This is a genomic window from Pseudoalteromonas apostichopi, assembly GCF_030297135.1.
Lineage (GTDB): Bacteria > Pseudomonadota > Gammaproteobacteria > Enterobacterales > Alteromonadaceae > Pseudoalteromonas > Pseudoalteromonas apostichopi.
Genome location: NZ_AP028065.1, coordinates 2,957,930 through 2,983,045, shown reverse-complemented (window position 1 = coordinate 2,983,045; position 25,116 = coordinate 2,957,930). Strand labels below are relative to the sequence as shown.

Below are 25,116 nucleotides of genomic sequence, written 5' to 3'. Positions count from 1 at the left end.
GCTCCACAGTTAGCACACCTAATTCTAGGTCAATTTTAAAATGGTAATGATGTTTTTCTAAAAATCGCTGCATATCGTCCGTTGCCTCTGCAGCATTAAATGTAAAAGTCACGGGTTGTTTAACTGATATTGCCTTATTCAACCCTAATTTAAACTGAATAAATTGTTGGGGGCACTTATAGTCCCTTAAATCAACCGTTAACATAGCGAATCAACTGCGTTATTAATATGAATAATAAGTATAAGATGTCAGCATCTTGCGGAAATAAGTCTTTATAATGAGAAACAACTCATTTTTTGCTTAAAACACGCAAAACAATAGTTTATCCTTAATCAATAACTGGTAGTAAAGGAAACATGATGCCTGGCTCGCATAATAAAGCGCAATTACCTGCGAATCCAACTCTTAAAGAGATAAATTGGTATAAAAAACAAATTAACTGGGGCGAGCTGCCGCCTTTTTATCATATGGTGGCATCATCAGTCAGCGAATCAGAAGGGATTTTAGACCACGGTTTTGATAATGCTGTTAAGCGATTAATTGACCCACGTAACTGGAACCTTGATTTATTAGGAGGCCATGTAACCGAAATGGGCGAAATTGTTTGCGAGCAAAAACCACGAATCGCATTACATCAAAGCTTTACAGATCGAGGCTTTGAATTATGGGCTTACCCTTATGCAAAAGATGTTACTGTAGATCAATTTATTAAAGACAACCGCTTTATGGAGTTTAAGGTGTGGGATCCGCACAGCATGAAAAACCTTATTCGCTTTAATCAGCTCCATAAGTTCATTGGTTTTTACTTTGAAAGAGGCGATAAAGCAGACAAAGCATTAATTCTTCATGCCCATAAAGTAGCTCATAAAATCATAACTTTTTTACAACGAGAATTGAACGTTGTTAAGCTAGATGGAGTCACAATAAAAGATTTCTATCAATTGTGCGAAAAAGACAGCCGAGCATGCAGCGACGAAATAGACATAGCAAAAGTCATGTTAGGTGAGCAAATCAACAAGGAATAAGATGCGACTAAAATTAGCCTTTATTACACTATGCAGTGCATTACTGACATTCTCGATACTGCATAGTGAGCCGTTGAAGGCACAAACTAACTTTAAGCTGCCCGATTTAGGGACCTCGGCTTTGCAAGCGTTGCCGATTGAAAAAGAGCAAGCAATCGGCGAAGTGATGATGATGCAAATTCGTGGTTCATCACCTGTTGTGAATGACCCCGTTCTCGATGAATACCTCACTACTCTGGGCAGACGTTTGGTCGCAAACGCTAACGATGTACGTTTTCCATTTTCATTTTTCTGGCTAAACAATTCAGAAATCAATGCATTTGCATTCTATGGCGGCCATGTAGGTGTGCATACTGGCCTCATCGCACAAGCCGATAACGAAAGCCAATTTGCCTCAGTACTTGGACACGAGATAGCTCACGTCACACAACGCCACTTAGCGCGCCGTATTCAACAGCAGCAAGACAACAGCGCATTAACCATCGCAGGCATGATTGCTGGTATTTTGGCTACAGTTGTTGCACCTGATGCCGGAATTGCAATTATTTCAGCGAACCAAACACAAGCGGCATTTAGTCAATTAACGCATAGCCGTGCTGCTGAGCAAGAAGCTGACCGTATTGGTATGCAAACCCTTAATAACGCAGGATTTGACCCCCGCCAATCAAGTGAGTTTTTAACTAAGCTTGCTGCACAAATTCGTTATAAGTATAAGCCGCCAGCATTTTTACTGACTCACCCATTACCAGAAAGTCGTGTATCTGATGTACGCTTACGTGCCGAGCAATACCCAAAAAGACACTATGCTGACAGCCTTGAATTCAATTTGGCTAAAAGCCGAGTGATTGCTCGTTATCAGCAAAAGTCAAAAGCAGCGGAAGATTTGTTTCGTAAATTAATGCGTGCAAATACTGTTCACAACGACACAGCTCTCAAATACGGTTTAGGTATTAGCCTGTTGGATCAGAAAAAGCTTGATGAAGCGGCCAACGTATTGAATCCATTGCTTGAGCAAGATCCAAAAAACTTATTTTATATCGATACCCATACAGACTTACTAATTGCTCAAGGTAAAGCTAACGAGGCTGTAGAATTTTTAGCTAAGTTAGATATCGATAGACCTAACAATCAGGTGATTGCCTTAAACTATGCAAATGCCGCTATTGAAGCAAAACAATTTGACCTTGCGGAGCGTATTCTAAAATCTTACTTGTTAGCAAAACCTGAGAACAATCTAGCCAAAGAGCTCATTGCTGATGTCTATAAAAAGCAAGAAAATATGGCTTCCTACCATGAAGCTCATGCCGATGTGCTCGCTCAATATGGCGCTTATTTAAAAGCAGCCGATGAAATTCAAAAAGCACTAAACTTTGTTGAGCCTGAAGAATTAGTAAAACAACAACGTTTAAAAGCCCTACTTACACAATACCGTCAATTACAAAAAGAGCTTGCGAGACTTTAAGTCTCGCGGCGCTTGCCCTAAAATAAGCCAAAATATTAAATGTGAGAACACACCATGTCTGTGACTATTTATCATAATCCACGTTGTTCAAAATCGCGTGAAACACTTGCCCTATTAGAAAGCAATAATATTCAACCAAGTGTTGTTGAATACCTAAAAACACCGCTTAATGAACAACAAATTGCGACTTTAATTAGTCAGCTAGGTTTTACTTCAGCGCGTGAATTAATGCGTACTAAAGAAGACATCTACAAAGAGCTTGAGCTTAAAAACGAACAAAATGAAGATAAGTTAATTGCTGCGATGGCTGCCAATCCAAAACTAATCGAGCGCCCAATTGTTGAAAATAAAGGCAAAGCTGCTCTAGGTCGTCCACCAGAAAACGTATTAAGCGTGCTTTAATGGCTATAAACATTGTTGTGCTATACCACTCAAGCCATGGCTCTGTAGAAGCTATGGCTCATGAGATAGCCGAGTCGATTGAGCAACAAGGTGCAACAGCCTTGTTGCGCACTTTTGTTAAGCGTCAGTCACACGATATTGTGATCAGTAAAGATGATCTTATTAATTGTGATGGCTTAGCCTTTGGCACTCCTACTCGATTTGGCATGATGGCCTCGCAAGCAAAGAGCTTTTGGGAAACCACCAGTGATCTATGGCTTAAAGGTCAGCTGATAGATAAACCCGCTTGCGTTTTTTCGTCATCAAGCAGCATGCACGGTGGTAATGAAGCAACCTTGTTAAATCTATCACTGCCACTATTACATCACGGTATGATGTTGCTAGGTGTGCCTTATGAAGTACCTGAATTACTAGCGACTGAAACTGGCGGTACGCCATATGGTGCGACTCATGTAGCCGGTAGCAATAACAGTAATGTGTTAAGTAAAGACGAAATTAAAATATGTCAAAGCGTTGGTAAGCGCCTGACACTAATTGCGAGTAAATTACAATGAGCTTGGAACCTGAGTTAAATCAGCCTGTTGCCAAAAAACCAATTACAAAACGATTCCAACGTTTCGCACTGATTGGTTATATCGGCTTATTAGTTTTAATGCCAGTTTGGTTGTTTTTAATTGCCCCAAGAGAAGGCCATAGTAATGCCTTTATCTTTGTTGTATATATCCTGCCTCTGCTGCTACCGCTAAAAGGTATCATTCAAGATAAGCCTTATACCTATGCATGGGCGAACTTTATTGTCATGTTCTATTTCATCCATGGTTTTACATTACTTTGGGTCGCGCAAGAACAGCTGATTTGGGTATTACTTGAATTAACCTTTGCGAGCCTAATGTTCATTGGCTGCACCTATTATGCACGCCATCGCGGACAAGAACTTGGCCTTAAGATACGTAAATTAAAAGAAGAGCTGGCTGAAGAAAAAGCGGCACATGAGCACGACAAATAAACACTTTTAGAAAAATGAAACAAAAAACGGCAACCTAGGTTGCCGTTTTTTATGTCACTTTATATAGTTTTTATGTCTTCACACCAACTCAGCTAAGGTGGCTAGCGCGACAATACTTGCTAGACCCACTTGGCCAATTAAGCTAAACAACGAAAACAATCTTAAAATAAAAAGTCCCCAAGGATGGCGTATATGTGGGTAAAGCGCACATCGTTTCAAGCTTGTCGCAAAGAAAAAACATAAAATTGAAATTAGCGTAAAGCTAAGTGTTAGCTCACTTTTAATCGAAATACTGTCATCAAAAAAGAAGAACAGCTGCACAGGAAGTAACAAAGTTACAATCGCATGTAATAAATGTACCTTTTTAATGCGATCAAACTGCCCTTCAGGTGAAAGCTCTTTGATGCCAAAGTCATGCTCAAGGCACTTCACTAAGCTATCCGCTTTGATACTTACTGCTAATCGGTAGCAACTTAAACCATCATTGTTACGAACTCTAAAGTCATAACCTGCTTTTAGAAGCAGCACAAGTAACGGTCCATTCTCGGCTAAAACTGCATAATGTAATGCCGTATTGCCTTTGTTGTCTTGGGATTTTTTATCTTGATACTCAAGCAAAGTCTCAACAACATTCACATAGCCTTTTTCGGTAGCCCACATAAAGGCTGTTTTACCGTTTGCGTCAGCTAATGCACCGGTTGCACCTTGCTCAATAAACCGCTTTGCCATTGTTTGTTTAGCATTTTCATGGCTTAAGTGAGCAAGTAAAGCTTGTTCAAGTAACGATGCAGAATCAACGTCTGGTGACACAAGCTTAAGCAACGTGAAATAATCTTCGCCATGGGCTACCTTTTCTGCTGCTAGCACAGTTAAAGGTTCAAGATCTGCAACAGACTCTGGAATAAAACCACTAAAGCGTTCTCTAAAGTCAACTTCAGTCCAGAGCTCCAGCACATCGTCCGCAGACATTTTCGCACCTTGATTAAGTACATGCTCTATCACAGTGAAATAGCGACGATTAAATAACTGGTGAATGAGTGTAATAGGTGTTTTAACTGCCGACTGTGCAAATGCGCTGGCGTATTTCTCTAAGCGCTGGCACAGCATTAACACAAGACTCTCAGGGGTGTAATCGTTTTCTAAAAAGTGCGATTTCATAGCATTAACATAATGCAACGCAGCTTCATCAAACTCAGAAATGTGTTGGAAATAACACTCTTCAAACGGTTCAAGAGGAGTCAACCAAGTGAGGTAGTAAATAGGCGGAAGAACCGTCGTACACACACCGTCATCTTCATTAGTAGAACGACATGCCGGCCAAGCTTCTAAAGCATCTAAAATATAGGCCCCGTTTTGCTCAGCTAATCCTTTGATCAGTAACGGGTATTCCTTTGGCCAAATCAGTACATTTTCCATTAAAAAAACACAACTCCGCTGCACATTATTCGATGTCTTATTAAGCACTCAGTTATAGCAAAATTTAACTGACAGTTTGCTTAATATTGCAACCAATAACACAGTATCTGAACAGATACTTTGGTAAACAAGAAAAGTAGCATGATTCTACCACAGAGGGTTACAGGTGCTAGCGCAAAGTAGGTGATTTTTAAAGAAAATAGAAAAGCAGCGGCACATGAACGGTGCTCACTGCTTGGTTGGAGACTGAAAGTAGCTAAAATGCTCGATGAGGTGAAGGTAATCGAGCTTTAAGCTAACTTACTTACTTGCTAATTCGCTTGTGACTTCGTCGATACCCACTTGACTGATGCGTTGCAATACTTCTTTTTGCTTTGCACTTAACAGTGAGATACCTTCAGCAACGATATCGTATACTTTCCACTGCTTATCTTTGCCTTGACGTAATTTAAAGTGCAAATCAATGGCTGGCGCATTGTCATCAACTATTTGTGTCTTTACAGTTGCATAACCATCGTCGATGAATTGTGATTGATCAAAAATTACTTTTTGGCCTGTGTATTTCATCAGTGCGCCGGCATAAGTTACTGTTAAGTAATGCTCAACTGCAGCAATAAAATCAACAGCTTGCTCACGACGTAGGCCTTTAATGTGCTTACCTAAAAGCTTATACGATACAAACTTAATATCCATGTGCGGCAATAAACGTTTTTCTACAATGCTTGCCATTGCTTCTGAACTTGCATCACCCTTCGCATTTACATTTGCGATATCAACAAATAAATCTGCTGTGACTGATTCTAATAGTTGCTTAGGCGAGCGGTCTTCACTGGCAAAAGCAGTTGCAGTAAAAAGCGCAGCTATAAGCAAAAATGAGTTAACTAGTTTGGTCATCGTATTCACCTCTCAACGAAAATTTTCGCTAATATACCGATATTAAATCCATAAAAAAAGAAACAATCCGACACCGTTTTAATGCCAATTAAGCACCAATCGATTTTTCCCATAGTTTTCAGTCAATTGCTAAAAAATATGAAAATGTGCACAGCTTCTGTGTTTTTACGCACATTGAAAAGCCCCTACCCTCACCCTTATCTACTTGCTCACAGTCATAATGAGAAGTACCGAGATGAAACTAAAGCACCCACTAAAAGCACTTATGTTAAGTGTAGCCGCCCTACTAGCAACACCGACTTATGCCGCTTCAAACCATGGCTATGCCGTTGATTACATCCAAGGTGAAGGTGATGTGAAAGGCTTAAAGCTGGCCTACCAGTACCATATACCCAATGAAAAGCTGCCTTTTCAACACGCCCGTTTGTACTTCGAGTCTAGTTTTAATATTTGGCAGTATGGCAAAGATAACAAACATCAAACTAATATCGTGTTAGCTATGTCTCCGGTGATCCAATACCCTGTATTTAATCTGAAAAACATGCCTGTTTATGTGGAGTTTGGGATTGGCGTTTCACTGTTAGATGACACCCATTTTGCTGGCAAAAACGTTAGTACTCACTATCAGTTCGAAGATAGGTTGGGTTTAGTTGCAGACCTAGGTGACGACTCAACCTTAGCAGTTAGATATTTACATTACTCAAATGCAGGCTTCAAAAGCCCTAACCCCGGCCTTGATTTTATTTCACTGTCTTATGCAAAACGATTTTAAGTGCTACTATATCGCTGTGTATATCGGCAGGATTTAAAGATGGAAACTTGGCAAATTATAGCCATTGTTGTTGCCGTATTTGGTGTGGTAGTTGGTAACCTTATGTTGCTAAAACATGCAGCAAAAATGGACTTCAAAGTGCCTAAAAGCGATGATAATGAAGATAAAAAAAGCCCTGATGAATAATCAGGGCTTTTCTATTTAAGGTTTTAGCTTTGTTTAGACTAACCAATGTGCCATTAAGACAATCACCGGTAATGTTACTAAGGTTCTTAAAATAAAGATGAAGAACAATTCGATAATATTAACCGGGATTTTGCTACCTAAAAGCAGTGCACCTACTTCCGACATATAAATCAATTGCGTCACACTCATTGCAGCAATGATAAAGCGTGTTACATCACTTTCGATACTACCAGCCGCAAGAATCGACGGAATAAACATATCAGCAAAGCCAACCATAATTGTTTGTGCAGCAGCTTCAGCTTCTGGTACTTGTAATAGCTCTAAGAATGGAACAAAAGGTTTGCCCATATATTCAAAAATTGGCGTATATTCAGCAATAATCAAAGCAAATGTGCCCACAGCCATAACCACAGGTAATACAGCAAATACCATATCAAATGCGTTATGTAAGCCTTCTTTCACTGTACCAGCAAAACCCGGTGCAGTGCGTGCTTTAGCAAGTGCCACATCAAGTGAGTGAGAAACCAATGTTTTACCTTCAGGTACTGATTCTGCGTCTTTATCAGGCTCAGTTCCATCTACATAGAGATCTTTTTTAAAGCGTAGCGGTGGTAAGCGAGGCACAATTAGCGCAGCTGCTAAACCCGCTAAACACACCGTTAAATAAAACGGTGCAAATAGGTGTTCAAGCTTTACTTGACCAATAACAACTAAACAAAAGGTAATTGATACAGCTGAGAAAGTGGTACCAATAATGGCTGCTTCACGTTGTGTATAATGTTTATCTTCATACTGACGAGCGGTCATCAAAATACCTACACTACCATCACCTAACCAAGATGCCACACAGTTAACTGCACTTCGACCAGGAACACCAAAAAGTGGGCGCATAACCTTAGTTAATAACGTACCCACTAGCTCTAGGAGACCGAAATTTAATAATAACGGTAATAATAACCCCGCTAAAACAAACACAGAAAACAATACGGGCAGCAAGTCGTTTAATACTAACGCACCAGTATTCCCTGAAATAATCATTTCAGGACCTTGCTTCGTGTAAGTCAGAATAATAAATATCATGCCCAGTAACCGAACACTCAGCCACAGCCAACTAACATCAAATAAGTGTTTAATGATAAAAAACTTAAGTAATGGCTGTGGTTTAAACAGCTTTATTATCAAAGATAAAACACCGGTGATACAAACGATACTGGTGATTAAACCCAATGCAAATGGGGCAATCCACTCTTGCACTGCTTTTGCCATAACAGCAATCGGAATAGTCATTGCTTCACCTATGGGTACCGGCGTCATAAACAAAAAGACACCTATAAGTGAAGGAACGAAAAAGGTAAACAAGGTTCGCAAGTCACTGCGATTTGCTGTGTTTAAGTTAGACATATTTTCAACCTGTAAAAACCACAAAAAGAGCGGCGAAGCTCTTTTTGTGGTGGTTTTAACTTTTTTAATTATTAAATATTGATACCGCGTTGACGCAGTGCATTTTCTAATGCTTGCTGGAGGTCATTCATTGTACCAGGCTCTAATGTCGAACCTTCAGAGTCCATCCAAGTTAAACTTGTACCGCCATCATTGGTACGGCTAACAAGAATTTGATATTGGCCTTCTTCAATTGGTAGCTCAGCTAGTTCTTCACCCCAAATTGAATCCCATACGCTTGACTCAGGCTTTTTGTAATCAGCCGTAATCAAACCACGTTCTTGGTCAATCTCTACGATAGTGAAAGATAATCGCTCTAAGAAGCCAGAGAAACGATCAAACACCATGTTGTAATCTTGCTCAGTAACCAGTGCCGCATTACCTTTGTTATCAAAGCCCATTTCTAATGAAATAATGCCTTGTTGTTTACGCATTTCAACTTCAAGTTGACGGTAACGGTAATCAAACTCAGCAATCACTTGGTTTAAAGCACGTACTTCAAGTTGTTGCTGTAGTAATGGTGTTAACGGTACTGAGTCGCTTTTATAATCAGCAAGTTTAGCTGTTAAAGAAGCTGTACGCTGATGCGACTTTTCTTCAATAGTAAATATAAAACGTTGTTGTGATACTTCGGTTTCGCTTTCCCAAAACCAACCTTCTTCAGGTTTAATAATCGCATACCAACCTGTTTCAATTGAATTTGATGCTTTATCTTCTTTCAAAGCTGCGGTATTTTTTTCAGCTAGAACGGCTTTTATAGAGTTCCAGATAAATACATCTAAATCTTCTATACCATCGTTTTTATCAAAATAGACCCGCGCTTCAGTGTCACCTTCTTCAACCCAAGTACCTTGAGCAATGGTAATAACTTGCGCTGGCGGACGATAGTTTTTAGCTTCAGGATTATTGTCATATTGCGCAACATCCATTTTATATGTTGGATCTAGAGCTGGTTGCGCTAAACCTGCTGGTGCTTTGACCGGTTCATTTGCTCGATAATTACGTTTTTGATGTGCTTCGTCGGTAAATACACCACACCCTGTTAAACTTACCATTACGCTTACAGCAAGCGCCTTTGAGATCCAATACTGCACAGATATTTCTCCTTAGCAAACCCTTAATTTTTTTAACAAATATATGAGTGGGTAATGCCGATTTGGTTCACTGTAAAATCACTTTTAACTTTACATTTATAGTTTTTATGCAAAAAACCCGAATAGATTCGGCTAGCGTAACGTATTTGTTTGCTTGTCGCCTTGCAAAATTTTAACTATGGTACTTTCAGATGCCCCTAAAAACAAGAAAGAGCGCACTTTATTCACGGCTTAATTAATCGTCGCTATCGTTAACGATGCAAATTATGTTAAACTTCGCCGCCGTGCGGTATTAAACTCACGTGAAATCAAAGCTTACTCAAGCTTATATCCATTGGTATTGTTAATTACTAGGTATTTAAAATTCCATGACTGCTTTTACAAATCATCAGATAGTGCTCACTGCGATTGGCGAAGATAGACCCGGTATCGTTAGCGAATTAACTCAGTTAGTGAGTGATTGCCATTGCAATATAATTGACAGTCGCATTGCTATTTTGGGCAACGAGTTTACCTTTATCATGCTGTTAGCAGGTGATATGTCGGCCATTAGCCGCATTGAGCATACATTGCCAACTAAAGGCATGGAACTTGGCCTTTTAACCATGATGAAACGCACAGCAAGTCATGTTGCATGTGAATTTTGCGCCGGTTACACCCTCGAATACACAGGTATTGATACACCTGGAACATTAAGTAAAGTTACGCGCTTTTTTGCTGACAATAACATCAGCATTTGTTCACTTAAATCTGATACGTACGACGAAGGTGATGAGCTAAAAATGCGTTGTGAGCTAGAGTTTAATATTCCCGTTGAAGTCGATATTGATAACTTTAAAGTGAGCTTTGAAGATCTTTCTCGCAGTTTGAACGTAGATTATATTTTCAGACGCATTCGCTAAGGAGCAAAGCATGAAAACAATTAATCCATTACAGGCCGGTGATACAGCCCCTGCTTTTAGTTTACAAAATCAAAATGATGAAACAATCACACTCGCTGAGCTATTAAAAGAGCAGCAAGTGCTTGTTTACTTCTATCCAAAGGCATCCACTCCAGGGTGCACCGTACAAGCTGAAAACTTACGTGATGAAAAAGCTGAGCTTGCTAAATTAAACACACGTGTCGTGGGTATCAGCCCAGACCCAATAAAGCGTTTAAAGAATTTTGAAACCAAAAAAGAGCTTAATTTTGACTTATTAGCTGACGAAGATCACGCGATTGCAGATGCGTTTGGTATTTGGGGTTATAAGAAGTTTATGGGTAAGGAGTACGAAGGAATTCATCGTATTAGCTTCCTTGTAGGCCAAGACGGTAAAATCAAGCATGTGTTTGATAAATTCAAAACCAAAGACCATCATCAGGTTGTGTTGGATTATTTAGCGCAGAATTAGTAGCGATAAGCTAAAAAGTAAAAAGCGTTGCCATGGTGCAACGCTTTTTTTGTTTTTGAAGGATAATGACTCAATTGACAAACTTTCATAAATAGCAGATAAAATAGGAACAATTGCTGCATTTTAAATGAACGATTAAATAACTTCCTAAAAATAATAAAAACAGGGATGTAAGATGATTTTTGAAATTTTAACTCACACACCACTTTGGGTTTATGGTCTGTTTGTTGGCCTTATTTTCGTTGGTTGGCAACAAACTCATGACCGCTTTGTAAAGCAACCCACGTTATTGATACTGCCGCTGGGCATGCTTGCTTTATCATATTTTGGTGCGACTTCAAGCTTTGGTTATAGCTTAACTATTATGCTGCTCTGGCTAGTTGGCGTTTTAATCAGTACGCTTATTGGTTTATTCCTGTTTTCAGCTTCATCAGCAAGTTATCAAGTCCAAAGCGCCTCATTTAAAGTGCCTGGTAGTTGGTGGCCGATGATATTCATCATGGCTATCTTCTTCACCAAATATGCGGTGGGTGTCTTAACAAGTATTCAACCAGAGCTTTTTACTAATACCGCTCTAGTGTTATCTCTTGCCGCTTTTTACGGCATTTTATCGGGCACTTTCATCGCCCGCGCAATTAGAGTGTTAAAGGTAAAAAGTGGATACTAGGAACTAGCCAGATAAACTAGCTAATTCCTAAATATTTATGTACTTGAACTGATAAACGCCAGTTCTTTGCAATACAGGTTTCAATGGCAAGTTTAGTTGCTGAGGTCTTTTGGCTAATTGGTTGAAGGTACACTAGACGCGGATTAACACCTGTTTTTAAGAATAAATCTTCTAGCTCTTCAACATGCTTTTGCATTGCCACTGGGTGTTTAATTTCATCAGCGCGCTGCATAGCGCTGCGTAATACTTTGTAACCGCCACGCATATTAATCTTCGGTGATACGGTCACCCATGTTTGTTCAGGGACTAAAATCTCAAATGTGCCGCTGGTTTCAATTTGAGTCGAATAACCATTTGCGTGTAATAACTCACACACTGGATTTAGGTCGTACATGCAAGGCTCACCACCTGTGATCACCACATGTTTTGCGTTGTAGCCACGTTCTTTAAATAGCGCTAACACTTGCTCCGCAGTTGCTTCTGCCCAATGATCTGAGTCTGCTTTTTTCTCAACCGTGTCATCAAGTGACACTTTATATACATTATCAACGTCCCATGTTTGTTTTGTATCACACCAAGCACAGCCTACAGGGCAGCCTTGTAAACGTAAAAAGATTGAAGGTGTACCAGTAAAACTTGCTTCACCTTGAATTGTTTCAAATACTTCGTTAATTTTGTACAAAAGAGATCTCACTTACGACGCAACGATATATAATGCATACCATCAAAAAACCAAAAACACGCGCAAAAATTGTTATTTAGGCCCGAGCCGTGTAGTATATCGCGCCCTGAAGTAAACCTCTATCAAAAGTAAGAGCAAAACAGATATGACGCAAAAAGTAGTTGTGATTTATTCCGGCGGTATGGACTCTTTTACCGTATTAAATAAAGCCCTGCAACAAGGCCACGAAGTATATGCCCTGTCGTTCGACTACGGCCAGCGTCATGTTAAAGAGCTTAAAGTAGCTGCTCAAGTGTGTGAAAAATTAGGTGTTTCTCACAAGATTGTTGATATTTCAGCTATCAATCAATTGATTGGGGGCTCATCACTGACCGATGATATCGATGTGCCAGAGGGTCACTACGAAGAAGAAAGCATGAAGAGCACAATAGTGCCAAACCGCAACATGATCTTACTATCACTTGCAGTGGGTTATGCGGTGTCTTTAAAAGCCAGCAAAGTTTACTATGGCGCACATTCTGGTGATCATGCAATTTATCCTGACTGTCGCCCTGAATTCGTTCAAAAAATGGATGATGTTTGCCGTATTGCCAACTACGACGCTGTTGAGATTTTCAGTCCATATTTAAACAATACTAAAATCGATATTTTAACAGACGGCTTAAAAATGGGTCTTGATTACAGCCAAACTTGGACATGCTACAACGGCCGTGACAAAGCCTGTGGCAAATGTGGTGCTTGTCAAGAGCGCTTGGAAGCCTTTGCACTTAATAACGTTACCGATCCTATCGAATACGAATAAACAAAAAAGGCTATCAAAGATTTGATAGCCTTTTTAAAGACACATTTGGTAAAAATTTAAAGTCCAAACGGTTGCGTCAATGCTCTATTAACTAAATAAACGCTCAAACCAGTTTTTATCTAGATCTGCTTCACACTTTTTAAGTTGCGCGCCATAACGGCTAGCTCGATGTTTAACTTTATTTGCAACACTCATTAACCACTTTTTACTTTTATAAGTACCACGCTTATAGCCGCCCCATCCTTCATGGTAATTTAGGTATTGTGCGTACGCGTCCCATTTCGATACACCATTTACTTTATGAGTTTTGTAAACAAACCACGCCATAAAGTCGATAGCATCATCAAAATCATCCCTGTCTGCACCGCTGTTGCCTGTTTCTCGGATGTAATCTGACCAAGTAGGTGTTTTCGCTTGTGAATAGCCATAGGCAGAACTGGCACGACCTATTGGAATAACCCATAAGAAGTATTCCATTGGCGGAGCAGCATCATGACGAAATGAGCTTTCTTGATACATCATGCTCATTAGCACATGTTTAGGCGATCCCCATTTTTCTTGAGCATCGCGGGCATCGTAGTACCAATCAGGCTTTTCTTCAAAAATCTTACAGATATCATGGGGTTGCTCTGGAGGAGCGGTTGCACATCCAGCCAATGATGCGGCCAGCGATAAAATAATTATACTTTTTTTCATTTTTTTTTGGATCTCGCTGAACTTTTTCTTATCAGGTCAGTCTGAACTTATGAATGCAGCAGTATAGCATTGTTTCATCCCTGAAGAATCTTTGACGCAGCCACCATAGGCTGCGTTTTTTTTATGTCTTCACCTTACTAAGCTTTAGCAAAATAGTCATCTAAAAAAGCAGTAAACGTTTCGCTATCGGCAGCTTTAACTTCACGCTCTTTAAGCACAGAGTCAGCAGCTTGTTTCGCCAAAAATGCATGATCATAAAATTGATACTCTGACGCAAGATGGCTTTGCTTGTACTGCTGTGCAAGTGCTAATGCAAAATTACCATTATCTAGGTTCTCTTTTGCAAGTGTTGCTACGTATTTGCCAGAGTATGTTTTTCTAGGATCTTGTACCCAGGTTGCAAGCTCAGCAATAGTTTCACTGTAATAACTTACCCCGTATGCATTATCCATATAACGTGCAACGGCAGTTAAATTACTAAAAATTGTTTTAGCCCAATCTGTCAGGCGAACTATTTCGCCTTGCTTGTTAAGTGTTAATTCTGGATCTCGGCCTTCATTAACAACCGCATCGAGGTTGGTAGTGCTCAACTTTTGTTCTTGCCAATCCATCTCTGGAGAGTCATTTAATAAGCAATAAGTTAGGAATACGTCTAAAAAGCGTATTTGCTGTAAGTCGATACCCGTTTCACTAAATGGGTTAACATCTAATGCCCTTACCTCTATGTATTCTATACCACCACGAAGTAATGCATCTGTAGGAGTTTCGCCTGATGCTGCGTTGCGCTTAGGACGAATTGGTGAATAAAACTCATTTTCGATTTGCAGAATATTTTTGTTTAACTGCTTTGGTTCAGCACTTGTGTAATCATCAATATGGTCATAAATATCAGATGGCGTATGAATCGCTTCTTTTAAACCTGCTACATATTCTTCTAATGAATTGTACATAACACGTAAAGACGATTGCGCACTGTTGGTATAACCAAGGTTCCCCAAACGCAGCGCTGTGCCAACTTCTAAGTAAAGAGTACCTTTACCTAGTTTTTTAAATGGTAAGTCTGTTTCGCGCCCTTGCAAAAATGAACTACACAATGCTGGCGATGCACCAAATAAAAAGCTGATCAACCAAAGCTCACGTTTAAAGTTACGAATAAGTCCCAAATACCCATTCGAAATAGAATCAGCGAGTGTGCCTTGGCTGCCGTTTAAACTATACAAGCTTTGCCATAAGCTCTCAGGAAAAGAAATATTAAAATGCACACCAGCAATTGCTTGCATCATACTGCCATAGCGATTCTTTAAACCTTCACGATAAAGTGTTTTCATGCGGCCAATATTTGAGTCACCAAACTGTGCCAGTACGATGTCGTCTTGATGCTCAATAAAACACGGCATGCTGATAGGCCATAAGAGCTCATCATCCATCTGAGACAAGGTGAACTTTTGCAGATCTTTTAGCTGAGCTAAGGTTTGCTCTGCAGACGTACTTACCGGTGTAATAAATTCTAATAGCGATTCCGAAAAATCAGTGGTGACATGATCATTAGTTAAAGCGCTACCAACGCCTTTTGGATGACCTTGCTGTGAGATAACACCATTTGGTTTGATCCTTAATGCTTCTCGCTCGATACCACGTTTAATCCCATTAATTGCGTTAGGAAATTGTACTGTTAACGCCTCTAGCGTTTTATTTAAATCATGTTTTATCAAAAATGCTTCCTCGAGCCACGTGGCTGTAATCCTAAGTGTATGGGGGCAAAAAGTAATTACTCAAGTCAGAAAAATCAGTTTCATTTAGTACCCGTTCACTTGATGCTCAATCTTGCCATTGTGAGGGACAATATACAATTGCTTTGGCGGCACTTCATTGTTGCTAAAAACATTTAAAATACTATTTAGACTTATTTCTTGAGGATACTGAGCCTTTTAACTAATATAAAAGACTGAGGCTAAACATAATAATTCAAGCAAGATATTGTTTTAGATCAAAGGGAAGATGAAATTTTTAAAACTTTCATAGTTATCTATATGCACCCCCTTCCCTTACATTTTTCTGAGACTATAATCCGCACACCATAAAAAAGTATATTTCGAGGACTCATATGCGTCGTGGGCAAGAAATCATTAATCAAGAAGTGACATACTCTGATAATCAAGAGCTTGTCTCTACTACAGATTTACGCGGTGTCATCACATACGTAAATAAGGAATTTTGTACGATTGCAGGTTACACCGAGGAAGAGCTACTCGGAAAAAATCATAATATTGTTCGCCACCCTGACATGCCAAAAGCGGCATTTAAAGAAATGTGGGAAAAACTAAAGCAAGGCCATTCTTGGCGTGGCATGGTTAAAAATCTCTGTAAAGATGGTCGTTACTATTGGGTTGATGCATTTGTTACACCCATTTATGAACATGGTCAGTTGGTTGGCTATCAGTCAGTTCGAACTAAGCCATCTGAACAATTAAAAGACCGTGCAACGGCACTGTACACTAAGATTAATAATGGAAAATCAGTCGCGTCATTTCGTGAAAATATTTCGCTGAGACAAATTTTGTCTGCGGTTATTTTATTTGCAGGCATTGTCGGCTTAGCGTTTACTACTTCATGGATGGTTGCCTTAGCGAGCTGTGCCGTTGTAGCACTCCTTTTTGCATTAAATTATGACGAGCTCGTTGTAACCCCAAGCCATTTAAAGCAGCAACGTGCAGAGTTTGATTCAGTATCACGCTATGTGTATTCAGGTTCACACCCTTTTAGTATTGCTGCCTATAATCAGCAAATGCTGTTCGCTAAGCTTAGAACTGTATTAGGTCGTGTTAAAGACTCTACTTACTCATTCAAAGACATTGCTACCAACTTAGATAAACAATCGTCACTAACCGAGCAAGGTATTGCTGCACAAGGTCAACGTTTAAGTGATATTGCTACGGCAATGACACAAATGAGTGCAACTATTGGCGAGATTTCAGCAAATACTCATCACACTGCAGACAAGGTTAAAACAACTTACCAAAGCTGTAACGATATCAAACTGCATATTGAAGATAATAGCAGCATGGTGTCTGATCTAGCTAACCAAGTAGAGCAAGCAGCCACTACCGCTAACTCTCTTGCTAGTGAAGCTGACAAAATAGGCCAAGTAATGAGTGAGATTGAAGGCATTGCTGAACAAACAAACTTATTAGCGCTGAATGCTGCAATTGAAGCAGCACGTGCAGGTGAGCATGGCCGTGGTTTTGCGGTTGTAGCAGATGAAGTACGCGCACTTTCTTCACGTACTCAAAATGCGACAGCACAAATTCACAGCTCAATTAAAGAGATCCAAGATACGTTATTTAGCTGGTCTAAAGTGATGCAATCAACTAAAGCGCAAGCAGATAATTGTGTTGATACTACTGCTCACACTCAAACTGAGCTAGCGAGCATCTTCGCACAAATTGATGAAATATCAGGCCTTGCGACTGAGATTTCGACGGCTGCAGAGGAACAACAAGTTGTCAGCACCGATATACGCGAAAATGTAGAAAGCATAAAAGGACACAGCGAAGAGAACTTAAAGCTTAGCTACAACGTCGCTAAAGATGCAGCGGGGCTTGTTGAAGGCTCGCGCAAAGTTAACGATATGCTGTTAACCTTTAAAGTTTAAACTTAACTGATACAAAAAAGCCGCGTCAAAATGATGCGGCTTTTGTTTTTAGGGCTAATTAACGACTCGAGAAAACAAGTCCATTCTCATCAGCATCAATATGGATGATGGCACCCGGCTGATAATCCCCACCTAATAATCGCTGTGCTAATGGATTTTCAATGGTATGTTGTATAGCACGTTTTAAAGGCCTTGCCCCATACACTGGATCAAAACCACTTTCAGCGATGCGGTCTAGGGCTGCATCCGTTACTTCAAGAATGTAGCCTTTTTCAGTTAATCGCTCACGTAGCTTACTTAACTGAATGTCAGCAATTTCTTTAATGTGTTCATTAGCAAGTGGATGGAATACCACGGTTTCGTCGATTCGGTTAATAAACTCAGGACGGAACTGACTAACCAATACGCCCATCACTTTTTCTTTTAAGCCTGCATAATCATTTGAACCAGCTTGCTCTTGGATAATGTCAGAGCCTAAGTTAGAAGTCATAATGATAACCGTATTTTTGAAATCAACGGTACGGCCCTGACCATCCGTTAAGCGGCCATCATCAAGTACTTGCAGTAAGATGTTAAATACATCAGGGTGCGCTTTTTCGACCTCATCCAATAAAATGACTGAATACGGACGACGGCGAACTGCTTCAGTTAAATAGCCCCCCTCTTCATAGCCAACATAACCCGGAGGTGCACCCACTAAACGTGCCACCGAGTGTTTCTCCATAAACTCCGACATATCAATGCGCACCATGGCATCTTCAGTGTCAAACATGAAGCTGGCTAGTGCTTTGGTCAGCTCAGTTTTACCTACCCCTGTCGGGCCTAAGAATAAGAATGAACCGATTGGGCGATTTGGATCAGCAAGCCCTGCTCGAGAGCGACGAATTGCATTCGCAACCGCTACAACGGCTTCATCTTGACCAATCACTTTATGATGCAGTTCATCTTCCATCTTAAGTAGCTTTTCGCGCTCCCCTTGCAACATTTTGGATACAGGAATACCTGTCCAACGCGATAAAATCTCTGCGATTTCGTCTTCACCAACTTGGTTTTTAAGCAAGCTCATTTCTTGCATTTCGGCCTGTGAAGCAAGGTCAAGTTTACGCTCAAGTTCAGGAATACGACCATACTGGAGTTCAGACATGCGCTGTAAATCACTTGCACGACGCGCAACATCTAAATCAAGACGCGCTTGCTCAAGCTCAGCTTTAATGACTTGTGTGCCCTGTAATGAAGCCTTCTCAGCATTCCAAACTTCGTCTAGTTCGCGGTATTGGGCTTCAAGCTCAGTGATCAACTCTTGCATCTCAGTACGACGTTTTTGGCTCGCTTCGTCTTTCTCTTTTGCAAGGGCGTTATCTTCCAGCTTTAACTGAATAATACGACGCTCTAGCTTATCTAAAGATTCCGGTTTTGAGTCAATTTGCAAACGAATTGAAGAGCCCGCTTCGTCAATTAAATCAATCGCTTTATCTGGCAATTGGCGATCACTAATGTAACGGTGCGACAGCTGCGCCGCAGCAACAATGGCCGGATCGGTAATATCAACTGAGTGATGAAGCTCATAACGCTCTTTTAAACCACGTAAAATCGCAATGGTGTCTTCAACCGATGGTTCATCAACAAATACTTTTTGGAAACGACGCTCTAAAGCGGCATCTTTTTCAATATATTGACGATACTCATCAAGAGTTGTGGCACCCACACAATGTAACTCACCACGGGCAAGTGCTGGTTTTAGCATATTACCTGCATCCATTGCGCCGTCTGTTTTACCTGCGCCTACCATAGTATGGATTTCATCAATAAAGAGGATGACTTGCCCTTCTTCTTTGGCTAGTTCATTCAATACTGACTTTAAACGCTCTTCGAATTCACCACGGTATTTAGCACCAGCAACTAAAGCACCTAAATCAAGCGATAATACTCGCTTATTCTTTAAGCCTTCAGGTACCTCTCCATTGATGATCCGCTGTGCTAAACCTTCGGCAATCGCCGTTTTACCCACGCCTGGTTCACCAATTAACACCGGATTATTTTTAGTACGGCGTTGTAATACTTGAATAGTACGACGAATTTCGTCATCCCGGCCAATTACAGGGTCTAGCTTGCCTTGCTCTGCTCGCTCAGTTAAATCGATTGTGAATTTTTTTAATGCCTGACGGGTTTCTTCAGCATTCGGATCATCAACCTTTTGACCACCACGAATAGCTTCGATTGCAGCTTCAATTTTGCTAGAAGTAATATTTAGCGCTTTAAAAATGTCGCCTAATGGGCCTTTATCGTCACACGCGGCAAGAACAAATAACTCACTCGAAATGAATTTATCTTTTCGCTTTTGAGCATATTTATCACACAAGTTAATTAACGAAATCAGGTTGTTTGACAGCTGAACATCGCCACCAATGCCTTCAACTTTAAACAGTTTTTCGATTTCTTGAGATAACTTGGTGTTTAACTCATCAGCACTCACACCGGCTTGTGCAAGTAGCGCACGCACACTCGAGCCATTTTGTTGAAGCAATGAATACATTAAATGCACAGGCTCAATAAATTGATGATCTCGCCCAAGTGCTAATGACTGCGCATCTGAAAGCGCAGATTGAAATTTACTTGTAAATCTATCTAAACGCATAAGGGTTTACCTATTAAAAAATCTAATTGCTTAATTAATGGGTATGGTTAGTGATTTGTTCAAGTAAGAGAAGAAAATTTAATCACAAAAAAGGCGTATTAATTGCGCCAGATCAAGCTAGCCATGCGACCAGTTTGTCCGTCGCGGCGATAAGAGAAAAATTGTGACTTATCACTGACTGTACAGTATTCACCACCTGAAATATTGGCCACGCCTAATTGCGCTAATTGCTGACGTGCTAATAAGTAGATATCAGCCATGTATTTTTCATGTTTGGCTGTAAATGCCAGTTCGTGAAGCGGGTTTTGCGAACAAAAGCAATCTTTAACCTCTTGCCCAACTTCAAATTGTAAGGGAGCAATAGCAGGGCCTAACCAAGCAATAATATCGCTTGTAGGCACTTTGAAATGCGAAATGGTTTTTGCCAATATACCTTGTGATAAGCCACGCCAGCCACCATGCACTGCTGCAATTTCATTGCCAGAATTCGAGCAAAGTAACACAGGCAAACAATCAGCTGTCATTATCGCAAGCGGCTGTTTTACTATATTGGTATACAGCGCATCAGCAGAATGAACTAGGCTTAAATCACACCTTTCATCAACCACAACCACATCACTGCTATGAACTTGGTTTAACCAAACCGCGGGATTTGGTAAGTGACTTGCTAGTAGCGCACGATTTGCAAGTACAGCTTGTTCATCATCACCAACATGTAAACCCAAATTGAAACTATCAAACGGTGCGAATGAAACACCCCCCTTTCGAGTGGTACTGATTGCGCTAACAGTTTTGGGTGCAGTCCATGCTGGTGTGATCATCACAATTAAAGCTCGATATTTGGGTTTGCTTTGGTATCTGCGCGTAATGCTTCTGTCATGGCAGCCATATCATCTGGAATTGGAGCTTGCCATGTCATCAACTCACCCGTAATTGGATGCGCAATAGAGAGCTTAACGGCATGTAAGGCTTGACGTTTAAAATCACGTAGCATTTGAAACAGCTCAGGTGTAGCCCCTTTTGGCGGACGCGGGCGACCTCCATATAGTTGATCACCAACCAATGGATGGTTCAAGTAAGCCATGTGTACACGAATTTGGTGAGTACGACCAGTTTCTAATCGTAAACGTAAGCGTGTATGAGCACGGAATTTTTCTGCTACACGGTAATGTGTTATCGCTGGTTTGCCCATTTCATGCACGGCCATGTGAGTACGTTTTGTTGCATGTCGACCAATTGGTTTTTCAACCATACCACCAGCAGTCATTGTGCCATTACAAATTGCTTCATATTCACGGGTGAAGTTTTCACGCTTTTGCAGTGCAGATACTAAATGTGTTTGTGCCGGAATAGTTTTAGCCACCACCATTAATCCTGTGGTGTCTTTATCTAGACGATGGACAATACCTGCACGGGGTACATTGATGATCTCTGGGTAATGGTGTAATAAAGCATTTAATACTGTGCCATCTGGGTTACCTGCACCAGGATGTACCACTAACCCCATAGGTTTATTAATTACCAAAATATCATCGTCTTCATAAACGATGTTTAATTTGATATTTTGTGCTTCATATTCACGAGGGGCTTCGATGGTTGTTTCAACACTCACCGTTTCGCCACCGAGTAGTTTTTCACGTGGTGTGTTTAAAATTTCGCCGTTCACAGTGATTTTATCATCCAAAATCCACGTTTTTATACGTGAACGAGAATAATCAGGGAACAATTGCGCTAATACTTGGTCTAGACGTTTACCGCCAAGGTCAATTGGAACCTCGGCTTGGAGAGAAATTTGCTCTGACATTAGTAACTTTACCCAATTTACCAGTGCAAGCTGTGCTCGACTGGGTTAGAATCGCTTTAATATAATACGTATAGTTTACTCGGTTTTCCTCACTTGGCCTAGCCGAAGACATCGAAGGTAAGAAATAAAATGATAAATAAAATAGGGAAACGTGCGTTCGCCATAGTTTTTTCAGTATCTGTACTTGGCTTAGGTGCCTGTTCATCAGCACCCGACCAAGAAGATATCCAACGCGTTCCTAATAAATCTGCGCAAGCTTTATATGAAGATGCCAAACAAACATTAGATTCTGGCTTATATGCTCGTGCAATTGAGCTATTAAGCGCTATTGATTCTCGCTACCCTTTTGGTCCTCTATCAAAACAAGTACAAATGGACTTAGTGTATGCACATTATCAAGCAGGTAATACTGAGCAAGCACTGGCAACTATCGACCGTTTTATTCGCTTAAATCCAAACCACAAAGATTTAGACTATATGTACTACATGCGTGGCTTAGTGAATATCAAAGCGGATGAAAACGCCTTCCAAGAATATTTTGGTGTAGACCGTGCAGACAGAGATGCAAACCGTACTCGTGTTGCATTTACTGATTTATCAACACTATTAAAACGTTTTCCTAATAGTGTTTATGCACCAGAGGCAAAAAGACGTGTTGTGTGGTTACTCAATAAAATGGCACGCTACGAGTTAAAAGTTGCTGAGTACTACTATGAGCGTGAAGCATACCTTGCTGCTGCTAACCGTGGCAAATATGTAGTTGAGCACTACTCACAAAGTAGTTACCTTGATCAAGCGCTTGAGATCATGGAAAAAAGCTACAATAAACTTGGCTTATCTGAGCTAAGTGAACACGCTAAAGCAACGCGAGAAGCAAACAAGCGTTAAAATAATTTAAAAAGCAAAAAAGGCGCCTAGGGCGCCTTTTTAATGTTTGCGATTAATCTAATATTTTATCAAATCGCGTCTTCATCTTCTTCCGCGGTACGAATACGCACTACTCGCTCAACATCAGTGACAAAGATTTTACCGTCACCAATTTTTCCTGTCTGCGATGTTTTAACGATAACATCAATTGCACGGTCAACATCTTCATCGCTTAAAACGATGTCTAATTTTACTTTAGGTAAAAAGTCCACCATGTACTCAGCGCCACGATAAAGCTCGGTGTGTCCTTTTTGACGGCCAAAGCCTTTAACTTCACTTACCGTCATCCCTGTGATGCCAACATCTGATAATGCTTCACGCACGTCATCAAGCTTGAATGGTTTAATAATTGCTTCGATTTTTTTCATTTTAAGGGTTACTTATTATTTCTCGATTGACTCGATTTTAGACAATCCAATTGCTGATGGCAAACAAAGCTATGAATTACGGTGATTAAATCAGCAATCATGATATTATTAAACAAAGTGATTCAGAATAGAGATAACAATGAAATCATTACAACGGGGTTTTACATTATTGGAACTAATGGTCACGATTGCCATTGTTGGCATCGTTGCTGTCATTGCGCTATGGGATAGCTCAGATATGTTAGAAAGCGACCGCGCCGAAAGCTACTTGCTTGAATTAAAACGCACGCTCAGCTTTGCACGAGCAAAAGCGACGAGTAGTGATGAATTAGTCATTGTTTGCGCAGGCGATACAGAATCAATTGAACAAAATAAATCTATATTTTGTTCAAGAGACTGGAGCCTGGGAAGTATTTTTGTATTTGTAGATAAAAGCCCTAACGGTACTTTTAATCCTGGCCAAGGGGATATCATTTTGCGCGTAATGGAAGAGATACCCAATAATAGCTCGCTCAGTTTTTCTGGTGCAAGAGTTATAAGATTTGAAACTAGCGGTATGATTAGAACTGATCCAGGCACATTCGTATATTGCCCTTCAAGTAGCAATAATGATAACAATAAAGCCTTATCTATTTCACAGTCTGGCACCGCAATGTATGAAGGAACAACAACAAAAACATGTAATTAACTCTATTTAATTGACAAATACAAAGCTCCTATTACATTTTAATAAATAGTCGCGATTTGGAGTCTTCAAGGATGAAGACAAATAATTACTTGCGTAGCCTTAAAGGTGCTATGTTAATTGAAATCCTAATAGTCTTATCAATTTTTTCGTTTTTACTGCATTTCGCTTTATTTGAATATAAGCCACTCCTCGCCAATAACCGCTTAGAAAGTAATATGCATACAGTTAAAAGAGCACTACAATTTACTCGCCTCAAGGCACAAACTAATAATGCCTATGTGACATTTTGTGCTTTAAAGCTTAACCGTTGTAACAAGGCGATGTGGCATAAATCTTTAACTGTCTTTGTCGATAAAGGCGAGCTTGGTGTGTTTGAAAGTGGCGATACCAAATTATTGGAAGTTGAAGCAATAAATAAATTAGATATGCTGACTTACCCACGTCACTCAGTAACATTTAGCCCAACAGGTATGCCAGTGGGTTTAAACAATGGCACTTTTATATACTGCCCAGAATACATAAAAGCAAGCCTCAAAGGGCTTGCTATTAGGGTCAGTACAATAGGTCGAGTCAGAATGATTGATACTGATAAGTGCTAAAGCCTATTTCCCCCAACAAGTGCTCGAATCAGCAGAACCTTGAGATTTTTTAAGGCCTGTGTCTGTAATTATTAATTTAGTGCATTCTGAATCTTGTAGTGGCGGACCTGATACTGGTGTTGCCTCTAATTCAAAGGTACCGGCATTATTATTGACAGTCGCCTTTAACTTATAAAAATTGTTTTCTGTTGTTTCTGCAACACCTAGAGCAGAAAGTGAAGTTGTGTACTCACGATTATCAACAAAGTATTGTTCTTGTTTATTAGCCGCGTCTAATAATGAGGTTATTGCCTCTGTTCTTGCTGTACGTTTTACATGTTCAAAATAACTTGGGATAGCAATGCTCGCAATAATTCCTAAGATTGCTACAGCAATCATCAGCTCAATTAATGTAAAACCTTTTAGGTTTTTTTTCCTTATTATATTCATTTATTTAATACCTATGCTTTTGTTAATTCAGAGCATTCTTCGCTTTAAACTTATCATAGGTTTAGAGTCGCGATTAT

Annotated in this window: 27 protein-coding genes; 15 read left to right on the top strand and 12 right to left on the bottom strand. The window is 40.1% G+C overall.

The genetic code is table 11. The features are described from left to right. Window positions 1-360 precede the first annotated feature (360 nt). The 5 genes from QUE86_RS13440 to QUE86_RS13420 are packed head-to-tail and all read left to right on the top strand — an operon-like array spanning window position 361 to window position 3,896. A complete protein-coding gene (locus QUE86_RS13440; RefSeq protein ID WP_130052308.1) occupies window positions 361-1,026 on the top strand; it encodes a hypothetical protein in 666 nt (221 codons plus the stop codon). 1 nt (window position 1,027) lies between these two features. After that, complete coding sequence (gene bepA / locus QUE86_RS13435) at window positions 1,028-2,488, top strand: beta-barrel assembly-enhancing protease (RefSeq protein WP_130051891.1); 1,461 nt, start codon at window positions 1,028-1,030, stop codon at window positions 2,486-2,488. A 54-nt stretch (window positions 2,489-2,542) separates the two neighbouring features. Beyond that, window positions 2,543-2,890 (top strand): arsenate reductase (glutaredoxin), encoded by a 348-nt coding sequence (gene arsC, locus QUE86_RS13430; RefSeq protein WP_130051892.1) that lies wholly within the window; start codon window positions 2,543-2,545, stop codon window positions 2,888-2,890. Next, window positions 2,890-3,444, top strand: a complete 555-nt coding sequence (gene wrbA, locus QUE86_RS13425; protein WP_130051893.1) for an NAD(P)H:quinone oxidoreductase — start codon at window positions 2,890-2,892, stop codon at window positions 3,442-3,444. The genes arsC and wrbA overlap by 1 nt, the downstream gene beginning before the upstream one ends. Next, window positions 3,441-3,896 carry a DUF2069 domain-containing protein gene (locus QUE86_RS13420; RefSeq protein WP_130051894.1) on the top strand — a complete coding sequence of 152 codons (456 nt, stop codon included), beginning with the start codon at window positions 3,441-3,443 and terminating at the stop codon, window positions 3,894-3,896. The genes wrbA and QUE86_RS13420 overlap by 4 nt, the downstream gene beginning before the upstream one ends. Before the next feature lie 78 nt (window positions 3,897-3,974). Here the strand turns inward: QUE86_RS13420 and QUE86_RS13415 are convergent, their stop codons facing one another. Then, a complete protein-coding gene (locus tag QUE86_RS13415; protein ID WP_130051895.1) occupies window positions 3,975-5,312 on the bottom strand; it encodes an ankyrin repeat domain-containing protein in 1,338 nt (445 codons plus the stop codon). 300 nt (window positions 5,313-5,612) lie between these two features. Further along, window positions 5,613-6,206, bottom strand: a complete 594-nt coding sequence (locus QUE86_RS13410) for an MlaC/ttg2D family ABC transporter substrate-binding protein (RefSeq protein ID WP_250661850.1) — start codon at window positions 6,204-6,206, stop codon at window positions 5,613-5,615. A gap of 235 nt (window positions 6,207-6,441) precedes the next feature. On the opposite strand from QUE86_RS13410, the gene QUE86_RS13405 reads away from it, so the two are divergent. Together QUE86_RS13405 and QUE86_RS13400 are read left to right on the top strand one after the other, a co-directional pair. Continuing rightward, on the top strand, window positions 6,442-6,978 hold the full coding sequence (locus QUE86_RS13405) for an acyloxyacyl hydrolase (RefSeq protein ID WP_175580443.1): 537 nt from the start codon (window positions 6,442-6,444) through the stop codon (window positions 6,976-6,978). Between the two features lie 39 nt (window positions 6,979-7,017). After that, a complete protein-coding gene (locus QUE86_RS13400; RefSeq protein ID WP_130051897.1) occupies window positions 7,018-7,164 on the top strand; it encodes a DUF2897 family protein in 147 nt (48 codons plus the stop codon). Between the two features lie 33 nt (window positions 7,165-7,197). Here QUE86_RS13400 and QUE86_RS13395 read toward each other — a convergent pair whose 3' ends face one another. Together QUE86_RS13395 and bamC are read right to left on the bottom strand one after the other, a co-directional pair. Next, window positions 7,198-8,565, bottom strand: a complete 1,368-nt coding sequence (locus QUE86_RS13395; RefSeq protein WP_130051898.1) for a YjiH family protein — start codon at window positions 8,563-8,565, stop codon at window positions 7,198-7,200. A gap of 71 nt (window positions 8,566-8,636) precedes the next feature. Then, complete coding sequence (gene bamC, locus QUE86_RS13390) at window positions 8,637-9,698, bottom strand: NlpB/DapX family lipoprotein (RefSeq protein WP_130051899.1); 1,062 nt, start codon at window positions 9,696-9,698, stop codon at window positions 8,637-8,639. A 368-nt stretch (window positions 9,699-10,066) separates the two neighbouring features. Here bamC and QUE86_RS13385 point away from each other — a divergent pair, with 368 nt between their 5' ends. From QUE86_RS13385 to QUE86_RS13375, 3 genes are all read left to right on the top strand, one after another. Then, the gene (locus QUE86_RS13385) at window positions 10,067-10,600 is read left to right on the top strand and encodes a glycine cleavage system transcriptional repressor (protein WP_130051900.1); all 534 of its coding nucleotides are present in this window, start codon (window positions 10,067-10,069) and stop codon (window positions 10,598-10,600) included. 10 nt (window positions 10,601-10,610) lie between these two features. Then, complete coding sequence (gene bcp, locus QUE86_RS13380) at window positions 10,611-11,090, top strand: thioredoxin-dependent thiol peroxidase (protein WP_130051901.1); 480 nt, start codon at window positions 10,611-10,613, stop codon at window positions 11,088-11,090. 175 nt (window positions 11,091-11,265) lie between these two features. Continuing rightward, the gene (locus QUE86_RS13375) at window positions 11,266-11,757 is read left to right on the top strand and encodes a DUF6622 family protein (protein ID WP_239977508.1); all 492 of its coding nucleotides are present in this window, start codon (window positions 11,266-11,268) and stop codon (window positions 11,755-11,757) included. 16 nt (window positions 11,758-11,773) lie between these two features. Here QUE86_RS13375 and queE read toward each other — a convergent pair whose 3' ends face one another. Then, a complete protein-coding gene (gene queE / locus QUE86_RS13370; protein ID WP_130051902.1) occupies window positions 11,774-12,439 on the bottom strand; it encodes a 7-carboxy-7-deazaguanine synthase QueE in 666 nt (221 codons plus the stop codon). 145 nt (window positions 12,440-12,584) lie between these two features. On the opposite strand from queE, the gene queC reads away from it, so the two are divergent. Beyond that, on the top strand, window positions 12,585-13,241 hold the full coding sequence (gene queC, locus QUE86_RS13365) for a 7-cyano-7-deazaguanine synthase QueC (RefSeq protein ID WP_063706913.1): 657 nt from the start codon (window positions 12,585-12,587) through the stop codon (window positions 13,239-13,241). A gap of 87 nt (window positions 13,242-13,328) precedes the next feature. Here queC and QUE86_RS13360 read toward each other — a convergent pair whose 3' ends face one another. Together QUE86_RS13360 and gshA are read right to left on the bottom strand one after the other, a co-directional pair. Beyond that, window positions 13,329-13,937: a transglycosylase SLT domain-containing protein gene (locus QUE86_RS13360; protein WP_130051903.1), complete on the bottom strand. Its 609-nt coding sequence runs from the start codon at window positions 13,935-13,937 to the stop codon at window positions 13,329-13,331. A 137-nt stretch (window positions 13,938-14,074) separates the two neighbouring features. Beyond that, complete coding sequence (gene gshA / locus QUE86_RS13355) at window positions 14,075-15,649, bottom strand: glutamate--cysteine ligase (RefSeq protein WP_130051904.1); 1,575 nt, start codon at window positions 15,647-15,649, stop codon at window positions 14,075-14,077. A 392-nt stretch (window positions 15,650-16,041) separates the two neighbouring features. On the opposite strand from gshA, the gene QUE86_RS13350 reads away from it, so the two are divergent. After that, window positions 16,042-17,589, top strand: a complete 1,548-nt coding sequence (locus tag QUE86_RS13350; protein WP_167658485.1) for a methyl-accepting chemotaxis protein — start codon at window positions 16,042-16,044, stop codon at window positions 17,587-17,589. A 58-nt stretch (window positions 17,590-17,647) separates the two neighbouring features. Here the strand turns inward: QUE86_RS13350 and clpB are convergent, their stop codons facing one another. From clpB to rluD, 3 genes are all read right to left on the bottom strand, one after another. Beyond that, window positions 17,648-20,224, bottom strand: coding sequence for an ATP-dependent chaperone ClpB (gene clpB / locus QUE86_RS13345; protein WP_130051906.1), 2,577 nt, complete (start codon window positions 20,222-20,224; stop codon window positions 17,648-17,650). 98 nt (window positions 20,225-20,322) lie between these two features. After that, window positions 20,323-21,051 carry a peptidoglycan editing factor PgeF gene (pgeF, locus tag QUE86_RS13340; protein ID WP_434784479.1) on the bottom strand — a complete coding sequence of 243 codons (729 nt, stop codon included), beginning with the start codon at window positions 21,049-21,051 and terminating at the stop codon, window positions 20,323-20,325. Further along, on the bottom strand, window positions 21,051-22,028 hold the full coding sequence (rluD, locus tag QUE86_RS13335; protein WP_130051907.1) for a 23S rRNA pseudouridine(1911/1915/1917) synthase RluD: 978 nt from the start codon (window positions 22,026-22,028) through the stop codon (window positions 21,051-21,053). The genes pgeF and rluD overlap by 1 nt, the downstream gene beginning before the upstream one ends. A gap of 129 nt (window positions 22,029-22,157) precedes the next feature. On the opposite strand from rluD, the gene QUE86_RS13330 reads away from it, so the two are divergent. Further along, window positions 22,158-22,916 (top strand): outer membrane protein assembly factor BamD, encoded by a 759-nt coding sequence (locus tag QUE86_RS13330; RefSeq protein ID WP_130051908.1) that lies wholly within the window; start codon window positions 22,158-22,160, stop codon window positions 22,914-22,916. A gap of 68 nt (window positions 22,917-22,984) precedes the next feature. Here the strand turns inward: QUE86_RS13330 and QUE86_RS13325 are convergent, their stop codons facing one another. Continuing rightward, the gene (locus QUE86_RS13325) at window positions 22,985-23,323 is read right to left on the bottom strand and encodes a P-II family nitrogen regulator (RefSeq protein WP_054551748.1); all 339 of its coding nucleotides are present in this window, start codon (window positions 23,321-23,323) and stop codon (window positions 22,985-22,987) included. Between the two features lie 139 nt (window positions 23,324-23,462). Between QUE86_RS13325 and QUE86_RS13320 the strand changes: the two genes are divergently transcribed. After that, window positions 23,463-24,011 carry a GspH/FimT family pseudopilin gene (locus QUE86_RS13320; protein ID WP_130051909.1) on the top strand — a complete coding sequence of 183 codons (549 nt, stop codon included), beginning with the start codon at window positions 23,463-23,465 and terminating at the stop codon, window positions 24,009-24,011. A gap of 71 nt (window positions 24,012-24,082) precedes the next feature. After that, the gene (locus QUE86_RS13315; RefSeq protein ID WP_178926776.1) at window positions 24,083-24,610 is read left to right on the top strand and encodes a GspH/FimT family pseudopilin; all 528 of its coding nucleotides are present in this window, start codon (window positions 24,083-24,085) and stop codon (window positions 24,608-24,610) included. A gap of 3 nt (window positions 24,611-24,613) precedes the next feature. Here QUE86_RS13315 and QUE86_RS13310 read toward each other — a convergent pair whose 3' ends face one another. Continuing rightward, window positions 24,614-25,039, bottom strand: coding sequence for a type IV pilin protein (locus QUE86_RS13310; protein WP_178926775.1), 426 nt, complete (start codon window positions 25,037-25,039; stop codon window positions 24,614-24,616). Window positions 25,040-25,116: the final 77 nt, after the last annotated feature.